The following is a 12,399-nucleotide window of genomic DNA, read 5'->3' as shown; positions in this document are numbered from 1 at the left end:
ACGCCCGTCGCTAGACTCGGAGTCTGTCACCGTCTCCTCGATGAAAAGGTTTTCCTCCATGGCTGTCGCTGATCTTCCGGAAGAGTCGCTCCGCACCGATTCCGCGGTCGTCCCCCAGGACGCCGAACCGCGGGAGCGGCGCATCGTGGTCGGGGTCGGAGGCGGCATCGCCGCCTACAAAACCTGTCATGTGGTGCGTAACCTCAAAGAACGCGGCGATGACGTGCGCGTGGTCCCGACGGAGGGGGCCTTGAATTTCGTGGGTGCGGCCACCTGGGAGGCGTTGTCGGGACACCCGGTGTCGACGACGGTCTTCGACGCCGTCGACGAAGTCCAGCATGTGCGGGTGGGGCAGGAGGCGGACCTCATCGTCATCGCCCCGGCGACCGCGGACCTGATGGCCCGGTTGGCGGCCGGCCGGGGAGACGATCTGCTCACCGCCACCGTGTTGGTGGCGACCTGCCCGGTGCTCATCGTGCCGGCGATGCACACCGAGATGTGGCAGAACCCGGCGACCCGCCGCAACGTCGAGGTTCTGCGGGGCTACGGCTACACCGTCATGGAACCGGCGCATGGCCGGCTGACGGGCAAAGACACTGGGGCCGGGCGCCTGCCGGAACCGGAGCAGATCGCGGAATTGGCCCGCACGTTGGTGAACGGGCACCACGTCGACCGGGACTGGGAGGGACGCGAGGTCCTCATCACCGCCGGCGGCACGCAGGAGGACCTGGATCCGGTGCGCTACATCGGCAACCGCTCCTCCGGGCGGCAGGGGTACGCGCTGGCGGAGGCCGCGGTGCAGCGTGGCGCGAAGGTGAAGATCGTGGCGGGCAATACCGCGGACCTGCCGACGCCGCCGGGGGCGACCGTCATCAAGGTTTCCTCCACACAGGAGATGTACGACGCCGTCCGACTGCACGCCGCAGAGTCAGACGTGATCATCATGGCCGCGGCCGTCGCCGATTTCCGTCCGGCGTCGAGTGCGGAGACGAAGATGAAGAAGGGCGGCGACACGGAGGCGGGGCTGCAGCGCATCGAGATGGTGGAAAACCCGGATATTTTGGCCACCGTGGTCGCCCGCCGAGAAGAAGGGGCGGTGCCCGCCGAGACCCTGATCGTCGGATTCGCCGCGGAGACCGGCGACGAGGAGACTTCGGCGCTGGAGTATGCGCAAGCAAAGTTGAAGCGTAAAGGGTGCGACCTGCTCATGTGCAACGACGTCTCCGGCGGGGGAGTCTTCGGCCAGCCGAACAATCAGGGGTGGCTGCTGGGAAAGGACGGGTCGGTGCGCGATATCGCGGACGGGTCGAAGTTGGATGTGGCGGTACAGATCCTCAACGGCGTGGATACCCTGAAATAAGTCGCTCGTTGCCAGTTTAGACAGCTTAGTCTATATTGGGTCGGGCACGACTTTAAATATTGTCCAAAAAATTAGGGAGTTCACCCCGTGGCTGAATCCACCACTGCACCCGCCTCTTCCGCCGTCCGCCTGTTCACCAGCGAATCGGTCACCGAGGGCCACCCCGACAAAATCTGCGACGCCATCTCAGACACCATCCTCGACGCCCTCCTCGAGGCCGACCCGGCCTCCCGCGTCGCGGTGGAAACCCTCGTGACCACCGGCCAGGTGCACGTGGTCGGCGAAGTGCGGACAAACTCCTACGTCGAGATCCCCAGCCTGGTGCGCGACAAGCTCGTCGAAATCGGCTTCACCTCCTCCGACGTCGGATTCGACGGACACACCTGCGGCGTGAACATCGCCATCGGCGAGCAGTCGCTCGAAATCGGCAGCGGCGTCGACACCGCCCTGGAGGCCCGCAACGGCGAAGAATTCGAGGAAGAAGATAAAGCCGGCGCCGGCGACCAGGGGCTGATGTTCGGTTACGCCACCAACGAAACCCCGGAGTTCATGCCGCTGCCGATCGCCACGGCCCACCGGCTGGCACGCCGCCTGACCCAGGTGCGCAAGGAGGGCATCGTCGACCACCTGCGCCCGGACGGCAAGACCCAGGTCACCTTCGGCTACCGGGGCGACGAACCGGCCTACCTGGACACCGTGGTCATCTCCACGCAGCACGACCCGGACGTCACCCAGGAATGGCTCGCCGAGCAACTGCGCGAGCACGTCATCGACTGGGTCATCCAGGACGCGGACTTGGTCAAGTACGTCACCGACGAGTTGACCGTCCTGATCAACCCGTCCGGCTCCTTCATCGTGGGCGGGCCGATGGGCGACGCTGGCCTGACCGGCCGCAAGATCATCGTCGACACCTACGGCGGCATGGCCCGCCACGGCGGCGGCGCCTTCTCCGGCAAGGACCCCTCCAAGGTCGACCGCTCGGCGGCCTACGCCATGCGCTGGGTGGCCAAGACCATCGTGGCGGCGGGACTGGCGGACCGCGCTGAAGTGCAGGTGGCCTACGCCATCGGCCGCGCCAAGCCGGTCGGCCTGTACGTCGAGACCTTCGGCACCGCCGCCCAAGGACTGACCGACGAAACCATCCAGGCGGCCGTGGAACAGGTCTTCGACCTGCGCCCGGCCGCGATCATCCGCGACCTGGACCTGCTGCGCCCGATGTACGCGCAGACCGCCGCCTACGGCCACTTCGGCCGCACCGACATCGACCTGCCGTGGGAGTCCACGGACCGGGCAGACGCGCTCCGCGCAGCGGCCGGCCTGTAGAATCCGGCCGTATGGCCACCACCGACGGCACCCGCACCACCGCAGACTCTTCTCCGGTGGTGCGGGTGTTGCCGCTTCTGGGACTGCCGCACCTGGACCGCCCCTTCGATTACCTGATCACACCCGAGGACGCCACGGCCGCCCAACCCGGCGTCAAAGTCAGGGTCCGCTTCGGCGGCCGACTCGTCGACGCCATCGTGCTCTCCCGCCACACCAACAGCGAGCACGGCGGCAGACTGCGCCACATCGACCGGGTCATCTCTCCCGAGGTCGTGTACCCGCCGCGCATCGCCGAACTCATCGACCAGCTCGCCGACCGCTACGCCGCCACCCGCTCCGACCTGATCCGCACGGCCATCCCGCCCCGCCACGCCGGCGCGGAGGCCGCAGACCACGCCACCGCCTGGGAAGAACTGGGAACGGCGACGGAACCGGACTTATCCGCCTGGTCGGCATACGGATTCGGAGAAAGCTTCGTCGACGCCGTCTTAGCCGGCGCCACGGCCCGGGCAGTGTGGCAGATCGCCCCCGGAGAAGACTGGGCGGAAGCGCTCATCGCGCTCGCGGTGAAAGTCGTGCTCGACGGGGGCGGCGCGTTGCTGGTGGTCCCGGACCAGCGCGACGTCGACATGCTGGAGGCCGCCGCCCGCAAAATCGTGGGGCCCCGGCAAATCACCACCCTGACCGCCGGACTCGGCCCACAGGCACGCTACCGCCGCTACCTGTCCATCCTCAACGGACAAGGCAGGCTGGTCATCGGGACGCGCTCGGCGGCGTTCGCCCCCGTCGACAAGCTCACACTCGCCGTGATCCTGCACGACGGCGACGACAACCTCGTCGACCCGCGAGCCCCGTACCACCACGCCCGGGAAGTGCTGACCACCCGCTCCGCCATCGAAGGATGCTCACTGATCGTGGCGGGCCACGCCCGCACCGCAGAAGCACAACTGCTCGTGGAGTCCGGGTGGGCGCACGACCTGATCGCCCCGCGCGACACGCTGCGCACCCGCTCACCGCACATCCGGGCGGCCGCAGACTCTGAATTCGAACTCACCCGGGACCCCCGGGCAGGGTCAGCGCGTCTGCCGGCCGCCGCTTTCGACGCCGCTCGCCGGGCGTTGGCCCGGGCGGAGCCGGTGCTCGTGCAGGTGCCGCGCAAGGGCTACGTGCCCACGTTGGCGTGCCGAATCTGCCGTTTTCCCGCCAGGTGCCGCGCCTGCAACGGACCGCTCGGCCTTCCCGAGGGTGGGGGAGCCAGCGTGCCCACCTGCCGGTGGTGTGGGCGCCCGGACGCCCGGTTCCGGTGCGGGGAATGTGGCTCGCAGAAACTGCGGGCGACGGTGCTCGGTGCCCAGCGCACGGCGGAAGAGCTCGGGCGGGCTTTCGCCCAGACCCGGGTCGTCGCCTCCGGCGGCAACCGCATAGTCGAGGAAATCTCGCCCGGCGCGGCCTTGGTCGTGGCGACGCCCGGCGCTGAGCCTGCGATCGCGGGCGGCGGCAGATACGGTGCGGCGTTGTTGTTGGACACGTGGGCGTTGCTCGGGCGGCAAGATTTGCGCGCGACGGAGGACACGTTGGCGAAGTGGGCGGCCGTGGCCACTCAGGTGGTGTCGGCGAAGGACGGCGGGGAGGTCATCGTGATGGCGGACCCGGGGTTGCCGGTGGTGCAGCATTTCATCCGCTGGGACATGGCCGGGGCGGCCGCCCGGGAGCTCGCGCAGCGCGCGGAGGTCCGGTTTCCGCCGACGGTGCATATGGCGGCGGTGGACGGGGCGCAGGCGAGTTTGGACACTTTCCTCGAGTTGGTGGAGCTGCCGGAGCAGGCAGAGGTGCTCGGGCCGGTGGATCTGCCGGCCAGCGAGAAGTTGCCCGGCGAGTATGACGAGCGGGTCTACGGCCCGCCGCAGCGGTTGCTCATCCGGACCCCGTTGGGGCCGCGGTCGGAGTTGGGGATGGCGTTGCGCCGCGGCGCCGTCCAGCGTGCGACGAGGAAGGATGATCTTCCGCTGCGGATCCAGGTTGACCCGGTGCACGTCGGCTAGGGCCCGGGTCGCTCGGCGACGTACGATGTAGCTCGTACGTGAAGGGAGCACCCATATGACCATTCGGGAGATCCGCCTGTTCGGCGACCCCGTCCTGACCACTGTGGCCGACGGGGTCACTGTTTTTGACCGGCGGCTGCGCACGACCGTCGCCGATATGCTGGACACCATGGACGATGCTGGCGGCGTCGGGTTGGCGGCGAATCAGATCGGATTGACCAAGCGCGTCTTCGTCTTCGACACGACGGGGACGCAAAACGGGTTGCGGGGCCACATCGTCAACCCGGTGTGGGAGCCGGTCGGTGAGGACCGCCAGTTCGGGCCCGAGGGATGCCTGTCCATCCCGGAGTTGTCGGCGGACACTGAACGCTACGAGACGGTGCGGGTGCACGGCCGAAACGTCGACGGCGCCCCGATCTCCCTGGTCGCCTCCGGTCTGTTGTCGCGGTGCATTCAGCACGAGACGGATCACTTGGATGGCGTCCTGTTCCTCAAGCGTCTCGACGACGACCGCCGCCGCGACGCGATGGCCGCGATCCGCAGCAGCGACTGGTTCAACGTTTAATCCCACCTCAATCACGCTCAATCACGAAAAGGACGTTTCTGAAGTCACATGCGCCTCATTTTCGCCGGAACCCCGGAACCCGCCGTGGTCGCACTGCAGCGGCTGCTCGACTCCGAGCATGAGATCGTCGCCGTGCTCACCCGCCCCGACGCCCCCCGGGGGCGCGGCCGCACCCTCCATCCTTCGCCGGTCTCGGCGCTGGCCCAGGACAACGGCATCGAGGTGTTGACGCCGCGCACGCTGAAGGCGGGCACAGACGACGGCGACGCCGTCCGCGCGCGGCTGCGGGAACTCGCCCCCGACGCCGTCCCGGTGGTCGCCTACGGCAACCTGATTCCGGCGGACTTGTTGGACGTGCCGGCACACGGATGGATCAACCTGCACTTTTCGCTGCTGCCAGCCTGGCGCGGAGCGGCCCCGGTGCAGGCGGCGATCCGAGCGGGGGAGAAGACCACCGGCGCCACCACTTTCCGCATCGACGAAGGCCTGGACACCGGGGACGTCATCGCGACGGTGCAGGAGGAGATCCGCGACACGGACACCGCGGATGACCTGCTCACGCGCCTGGCGTACGCCGGCGCGGACCTGTTGGCGGAGACGATGGACGGCCTGGCGGACGGATCGGCCGTCCCGCGTCCGCAGAAAGGGGAGGCGACCCACGTCGGCAAGATCACCACCGACGACGCGCGGATCGACTGGAGCGCCCCGGCGCAGGTCGTGGACCGGCACATCCGGGCGGTCACGCCCGGGCCCGGCGCGTGGACGATGCTGGGTGAGCAGCGGATCAAGCTCGGCCCCGTCACCCCGGCGGAGACGGCGGAGCTGGCTCCGGGTGAGGTGAAGGTGGAGAAAAACCGCGTGCGCGCGGGCACCGGTGACGGAGACGTCGTGTTGGGCGGGCTCCAGTCCCCGGGCAAGAAGATGATGGACGCGGCTGATTGGGGCCGCGGTCTGCAGGAGACGGAAGGACTGGTGATGGCATGAGTGGGGGATTCCGGTCGCGTAGCGCCGGCGGCGACAGCAATCGTGGCGGCGCCCCGAAGAAGTCTGCGCGCCCGCCCCGGCGCGCCCGGCAGGGCGGAGGGCGGCAGCGGTCGAAGGGGCCGCAGCAGCAGGACCGGCGCCCGGTGGAGCGTAAGGACACGGGCGTGGATAAACCCCGGGTCGTGGCCTTTGACGTGCTGCGCCGGGTCAACGAGGACGACGCGTTCGCGAACCTGACGCTGCCGAAGCTGCTCAAGGACCGGAAGATCTCCGGTCGGGACGCGGCGTTCGCCACGGAGCTGACCTACGGCACTCTGCGTACCCTCGGGGTGTTGGACACGGTGATCCAGGAGTGCTCGAGCCGTCCGCTGGAGCAGATCGCCCCGGAGGTGCTCGACGCGCTTCGGCTGGGCGTCTACCAGCTGTTGTACACGCGTGTCGACGACCACGCGGCGGTCGACACGACCGTGCGGCTCGTGGAATCCACCGGCCACGTCAAGGCCAAGGGCTTCGCCAACGCGATCATGCGCACTGTAACGCGCACGCCGGCGGCGAAGTGGATCGAGAAGTTGACGCCGACCGGGGAGATCGACGCCATCGCTTTCCGCACCGCCCATCCGCGCTGGATCGCGGAGTCGTTCTCCCGGGTGTTGGGGCTCGGGGAACTGGAGGAGGCGTTGGCAGCCGATTCCGAGCGGCCCATCGTGCATTTGGCGGCGCGTCCCGGCGAGATGACGGCGGAGGAACTCGCGCTGATCACCGGCGGCGAGGAAGGCACGTATTCGCCGTACGCCGTGTACTTGGAGTCCGGCAACCCGGCGAACGTGGAGCCGGTGAAGGATGGTCTGGCCACGGTGCAGGACGAGGGGTCGCAGCTGATCGCCCGCGCGGCGGCGGAGGCGCCCGTCGAGGGCGAAGACGCCGGCCGATGGCTGGACCTGTGCGCGGGCCCGGGCGGCAAGGCCGCGCTCATGGGCGCGTTGGCGCGCATCGACGGCGCCCGGGTCGACGCCGTGGAAATCTCGGATCACCGCGCGGAGCTGATCCGGCGGGCCGTGGGCGATCTGCCGGTCACCGTGCACACCGCCGACGGCCGCGACCCCGGGTTGGAGCCGGGCTACGACCGAGTGCTCGTCGACGCCCCGTGCACCGGCCTGGGGGCGCTGCGCCGCCGGGCGGAGGCGCGGTGGCGCAAGGACGAGACGGACGTGCCGGGACTCAACGTCTTGCAGTACGAGCTGCTGTCCTCGGCGTTGCGGCTCGTGCGCCCGGGTGGTGTGGTCGTCTACTCCACGTGTTCGCCGGATCTGCGCGAGACCCGCGCCGTGGTGGACAAGGCCGTGGCCGAGTTGGGAGCGACGGAGCTCGACGCGCACGGACTGGTGCCCGGCATGAGCGACGTCGGCGAGGACAAGAGCGTGCAGATGTGGCCGCACCGCCACGGCACCGACGCCATGTTTTTCGCGGTCCTGCGCAGGTAAGGTAATCGGTATGTCATCACCTAAAATCGCCCCGTCCATCCTCAACGCCGACTTCGGCCGACTCGGCGAGGAAATCGCCGCCATCGCGAACGCGGACTGGGTTCACGTGGACATCATGGACGGCCATTTCGTGCCGAACCTCTCCTTCGGCCCGGACGTCACGGCCGCCGTCGACAAGCTCACTGACCTGGAGCTCGACGTGCACCTGATGATCGAGGAGCCGGAGAAGTGGGTCGAGCGCTACATCGACGCGGGGGCGGACACGATCATCTTCCACGTCGAGGCCGTCGACGATCACGTCGGCCTGGCCCGGAGTCTGCGCGGCAAGGGCGTCAAGGCCGGGTTCTGCGTCAAGCCGGGCACCCCGATCGAGCCTTACTTGGATGACCTGGCGGAGTTCGACGAAGTGCTGGTGATGAGCGTCGAGCCCGGCTTCGGCGGGCAGTCCTTCATGCCGGAGATGTTGGACAAGGTGCGCGTGTTGCGGGAGCGCATCGACGCGGAGGGGTTGGACGTTGTCATCGAGATCGACGGCGGCATCAACCTGGAGACCATCGGCCAGGCCGCCGCGGCCGGCGTCGACGCCTTCGTCGCCGGCTCCGCGGTGTACAAGGCCGGCGACCCGTCCGCCGCGGTGGAGGAGCTCCGCGCGGCGGCCAGCGTCTAGATGTACGCCGAAGCCCTCGCCGCGGCCGTCGCCGCCGGCGACGACGCCCGCGGCACCACCAGCCCGAACCCGCCCGTCGGCGCGGCGATCGTCAGCGCCGACGGCCGTCTCGTCGGCGTCGGCGCGACCCGGCCCGCCGGCGGCGAACACGCGGAGATCGTGGCGCTGCGCCAGGCCGGCGACGACGCCCGCGGCGGCACCGCCGTGGTCACGCTGGAACCCTGCAACCACACCGGCCGGACCGGACCCTGCTCCCACGCCCTGCTGGCCGCGGGCGTCGCGGAAGTCCGCTACGTCCACGCCGACCCCAACCCGGACGCCTCCGGGGGAGCGCAGTGGCTCGCCGAGCAGGGCGTGGCCGTCGGCCCGATCACCGGCCGGGCGGCGGCCCTGGAACCCTGGCTGGCGGCGGTGCGGCTCGGACGCCCGCACGTGACCCTGAAATTCGCCCAGACGCTCGACGGGTTCACCGCCGCCGTGGACGGCACCAGCCAGTGGATCACGTCCGCGGCGGCCCGCCGTGACGTGCACCGCGACCGACGCACGCGCGACGCCATCATCATCGGCACGGGCACCGCCCTGGCGGATGATCCGTCGCTGACCGCGCGCACCAGCGACGGCGAACTCTTCGACCAACAACCCCGGCGGGTGGTGATCGGCGCCCGGAACATCACCGGCGCGGCCGCCAACCTGGTGCGGCTGGGCTACGAGCAGTACCCGAGCCTCGACGACGCGCTGACACACCTGTGGGACACCGGCGCCCGCGACGTGCTCATCGAAGGCGGCGCCGGGCTCGCGGCCGGCGCCGTCACCGCCGGCCTCGTGGACGCGGTGCGCGCCTACGTCGCCCCCCTGCTGTTGGGCGACGGGCGGGGAGTGCTCGCCGGGGCGGGCGTCGGCACCCTCGCCGACGCCCGTCGTTTCGACCTCGTCGACGTGACCACGCTCGGCGCGGACGTCTTATTGAACATGACCCGAAAGGACCATCCCTGATGTTCACCGGACTAGTGGAAGAACTCGGCGCCGTCACCGCCGTCGAAGAACAGGGCGACGCGATCCGCCTGACCATCGAGGCACCCGTCGTGCTCACCGACGCCTCGCACGGCGACTCCATCGCCGTCGACGGCGTCTGCCTGACCGTCGCAGACATGGCCGACGACGCGTTCACCGCCGACGTGATGCGCCAGACGCTCACCCACACCGCCCTGTCGCGCCTGGCGGTCGGGGCGAAGGTGAACCTGGAACGCGCGCTGGCCGTCGGCGCCCGGCTCGGCGGCCACATCATGCAAGGCCACGTGGACGGCACGGCCACGCTGTTGTCGCGCACCACGTCAGAACACTGGGACGTGCTGCGCTTCAGTCTGCCCGCGGACCTCGCCCGCTACGTGGTGGACAAAGGATCCATCGCCGTCAGCGGCACCTCCTTGACGGTGGCGAACCTGGGGGAGGGCTGGTTCGAGGTGTCGTTGATCCCGACGACGCTGGCAGAGACGATCCACGGCGAATTGGCCGTGGGGGACCCGGTGAATCTGGAGGTGGATGTGCTGGCGAAGTACGTGGAAAAACTGCTGGGCGATCCCGTCGGCGGGGACGGACGGGCCACAGACTAAGGTTAACGGGCATGACGCAGCAGAATTCCGGTCAGATCCGGCTCGATACGGTCGAACGCGCCATCTCCGACGTCGCCGCGGGCAAGGCCGTCGTCGTCGTGGACAACGAGGACCGAGAAAACGAAGGCGACCTCATCTTCGCCGCCGACCTCGCCACGCCCGAGCTGGTGGCCTTCATGGTGCGCTACACCTCCGGCTACATCTGTGTGGCCATGACGGAGTCCGACGCCGACCGGCTGGGTCTTCCCCCCATGGTCGCGCGCAACCAGGACGCCCGGCAGACCGCCTACACCGTCACCGTGGACGCCGCGACCGGAACGACCGGCATCTCCGCCGCCGACCGTTCGGAAACCATCCAGCGCCTCGCCGACCCGGCCCGCGGCCGGGAGGACTTCACCCGCCCCGGCCACGTCGTTCCGCTGCGCGCCCGCCCCGGCGGCGTGCTCGTCCGGGACGGTCACACCGAGGCCAGCGTCGACCTCGCCGTCCTGGCCGGGCGCGCCCCCGCAGGGGCGCTGTGCGAGATCGTCTCCGAACAGGATCCGACGGACATGGCCCGCGGCCCGGAGCTGCGCGAGTTCGCCGACCGCCACGATCTGGCGATGATCTCCATCGAGCAGCTCATCGACTGGCGCCGCCACAACGAAAGCCAGATCGAATTGGCCCAGCCGACCCGGCTGCCGACCGCCTCCGGCGTGTTCTCCGCCTACGGGGTCCGCGACACAGTCACCGGCTTCGAGCACGTGGCGCTCGTCGCCGGAGACCCGAAGCAGCTGCGCGGCGCCGAGGACGTGCTCGTGCGCGTGCACTCGGAATGTCTCACCGGCGACGTCTTCGCCTCCCACCGCTGCGACTGCGGCGAGCAGCTGCAGACCTCCATGGAGAACATTCAGGAGGCTGGCCGCGGCGTCATCGTCTACCTGCGCGGACACGAGGGGCGTGGCATCGGGTTGCTGAATAAGCTGCACGCCTACCGGCTGCAGGACGCGGGGCTGGACACCGTCGACGCGAACCTCGAGCAGGGGCTGCCGGCGGACGCCCGGGACTTCTCCGTCGCCGGCCAGATTCTGCGTGAGCTCGGCATCGCCTCGTTCACGCTGCTGACCAACAACCCCCACAAGCATCACTCCCTGACGGGGTTCGGCCCGGAACCGGTCGGCCACCAGGCACTGGACATCACCCCGAACCCCGATAACATCGACTACCTGCGCACCAAGCGCGACCGCATGGGGCACGTGCTGCCCGCGGTCGCCGCCTACGACGCCGAGCACCCCATCACCTAAGCCTGTAAACGAGGAGACCATGAGCAAGGAAGGCCTGCCCCAGATCGAGAAGGTCGACGCCACCGGACTGCGCGTCGCCGTCGTCACCGCCACCTGGAACGCCGACATTTGCGACGTCCTGCACGAACGGGCCGTGTCCACCGGCCGCGCCGCGGGCGCCCAGGTCGCTGAATTCCGTGTCGTCGGCGCACTCGAACTGCCGGTCGTCGTCCAGGAAGCCGCCCGGCGCTACGACGCGGTCGTCGCGCTCGGCTGCGTCATCAAGGGAGGCACCCCGCACTTCGATTACGTCTGCGATTCCGTCACCGCGGGACTGACCCGCATCGCCCTCGACGAATCCACCCCCGTGGGCAACGGCGTGCTGACGACCCTGACCCACGAACAGGCCGTCGAACGTTCCGGCGCGGAAGGCTCCGTCGAGGACAAGGGCGCCGAGTCCATGATCGCGGCGCTGTCCACCGCGCTGACTTTGCGCCAGTTGCGCGACGAGTAGACTGCTACGGATAAGCGAGGAGAGTGTGACATTGGCTGAGCAGACCGGGCAGCCCCGGCGGGACACCGCGCAACGACGTCTGAGCGACGAGGAGATCGCGCTGCTGAACGCGGCGGACCCGTACGCCGTGGTGACCGACAAACCCTGGGAATTCGAGGCGCGTTCGAAGTTCCTGCGCAACCTGTCGATCGTGGCCGTCATCGTGGTGATGGCGATCCACATCTTCGTCGGCGCCGTCCTGGACATCGAGTGGACGGGTGCGACGATCACCCAGCTCGACAAATGGGCCTTCCCCGGGGTGGGGCTGGTGATCTCGATTTTCTTGTGGATCATCATGAACCGCCCGCGGGTGCGCGCCAACGCCGACGGCGTGGAAGTCCGCAACATCATCGGCACCCGCTTCTACGCCTGGGTGATCGTCTACGGACTGTCTTTCCCGGAGGGCGCGCGCATGGCCCGGCTGGAGCTGCCGGAGTTCGAGTACGTGCCGCTGTGGGGCATGCAGTCCGCGGACGGCGCCAGCACGGTCAAGGCCGTGCGCGAATTCCGTGAACTCGAAGCCAAGTACATGCCGAAGGAATAACACCAGCA

Annotated in this window: 12 protein-coding genes; all 12 read left to right on the top strand. The window is 69.2% G+C overall.

Going from position 1 to position 12,399, the window contains the following annotated elements:
- The first annotated feature begins 58 nt into the window (after nucleotides 1-58).
- The 12 genes from coaBC (at nucleotide 59) to B841_RS07205 (ending at nucleotide 12,391) form a co-directional block, all read left to right on the top strand.
- Nucleotides 59-1,360 carry a bifunctional phosphopantothenoylcysteine decarboxylase/phosphopantothenate--cysteine ligase CoaBC gene (coaBC, locus tag B841_RS07260; RefSeq protein WP_020934841.1) on the top strand — a complete coding sequence of 434 codons (1,302 nt, stop codon included), beginning with the start codon at nucleotides 59-61 and terminating at the stop codon, nucleotides 1,358-1,360.
- 87 nt (nucleotides 1,361-1,447) lie between these two features.
- The gene (gene metK / locus B841_RS07255) at nucleotides 1,448-2,683 is read left to right on the top strand and encodes a methionine adenosyltransferase (protein WP_020934840.1); all 1,236 of its coding nucleotides are present in this window, start codon (nucleotides 1,448-1,450) and stop codon (nucleotides 2,681-2,683) included.
- Between the two features lie 11 nt (nucleotides 2,684-2,694).
- Entirely contained in the window at nucleotides 2,695-4,725 is a 2,031-nt protein-coding gene (locus B841_RS07250) for a primosomal protein N' (RefSeq protein WP_020934839.1), read from the top strand.
- Between the two features lie 55 nt (nucleotides 4,726-4,780).
- Entirely contained in the window at nucleotides 4,781-5,290 is a 510-nt protein-coding gene (gene def, locus B841_RS07245) for a peptide deformylase (RefSeq protein WP_020934838.1), read from the top strand.
- A gap of 48 nt (nucleotides 5,291-5,338) precedes the next feature.
- Nucleotides 5,339-6,274 carry a methionyl-tRNA formyltransferase gene (gene fmt, locus B841_RS07240; RefSeq protein WP_020934837.1) on the top strand — a complete coding sequence of 312 codons (936 nt, stop codon included), beginning with the start codon at nucleotides 5,339-5,341 and terminating at the stop codon, nucleotides 6,272-6,274.
- A complete protein-coding gene (locus tag B841_RS07235; protein ID WP_041631814.1) occupies nucleotides 6,271-7,755 on the top strand; it encodes an RsmB/NOP family class I SAM-dependent RNA methyltransferase in 1,485 nt (494 codons plus the stop codon). The genes fmt and B841_RS07235 overlap by 4 nt, the downstream gene beginning before the upstream one ends.
- A 10-nt stretch (nucleotides 7,756-7,765) precedes the next feature.
- The gene (gene rpe / locus B841_RS07230) at nucleotides 7,766-8,422 is read left to right on the top strand and encodes a ribulose-phosphate 3-epimerase (protein ID WP_020934835.1); all 657 of its coding nucleotides are present in this window, start codon (nucleotides 7,766-7,768) and stop codon (nucleotides 8,420-8,422) included.
- On the top strand, nucleotides 8,423-9,415 hold the full coding sequence (gene ribD / locus B841_RS07225) for a bifunctional diaminohydroxyphosphoribosylaminopyrimidine deaminase/5-amino-6-(5-phosphoribosylamino)uracil reductase RibD (protein WP_020934834.1): 993 nt from the start codon (nucleotides 8,423-8,425) through the stop codon (nucleotides 9,413-9,415).
- On the top strand, nucleotides 9,415-10,032 hold the full coding sequence (locus B841_RS07220; protein WP_020934833.1) for a riboflavin synthase: 618 nt from the start codon (nucleotides 9,415-9,417) through the stop codon (nucleotides 10,030-10,032). The genes ribD and B841_RS07220 overlap by 1 nt, the downstream gene beginning before the upstream one ends.
- Before the next feature lie 11 nt (nucleotides 10,033-10,043).
- Nucleotides 10,044-11,315: a bifunctional 3,4-dihydroxy-2-butanone-4-phosphate synthase/GTP cyclohydrolase II gene (locus tag B841_RS07215; protein ID WP_020934832.1), complete on the top strand. Its 1,272-nt coding sequence runs from the start codon at nucleotides 10,044-10,046 to the stop codon at nucleotides 11,313-11,315.
- Nucleotides 11,316-11,334: 19 nt separating this feature from the next.
- Nucleotides 11,335-11,808, top strand: coding sequence for a 6,7-dimethyl-8-ribityllumazine synthase (gene ribH / locus B841_RS07210; protein WP_020934831.1), 474 nt, complete (start codon nucleotides 11,335-11,337; stop codon nucleotides 11,806-11,808).
- Nucleotides 11,809-11,839: 31 nt separating this feature from the next.
- Nucleotides 11,840-12,391: a PH domain-containing protein gene (locus B841_RS07205; protein WP_020934830.1), complete on the top strand. Its 552-nt coding sequence runs from the start codon at nucleotides 11,840-11,842 to the stop codon at nucleotides 12,389-12,391.
- Nucleotides 12,392-12,399: the final 8 nt, after the last annotated feature.

The organism is Corynebacterium maris DSM 45190 (genome assembly GCF_000442645.1).
Taxonomy (GTDB): domain Bacteria; phylum Actinomycetota; class Actinomycetes; order Mycobacteriales; family Mycobacteriaceae; genus Corynebacterium; species Corynebacterium maris.
The sequence above is the reverse complement of the archived record's forward strand: the minus strand, read 5'-3'. Positions and strand labels throughout refer to the sequence as shown.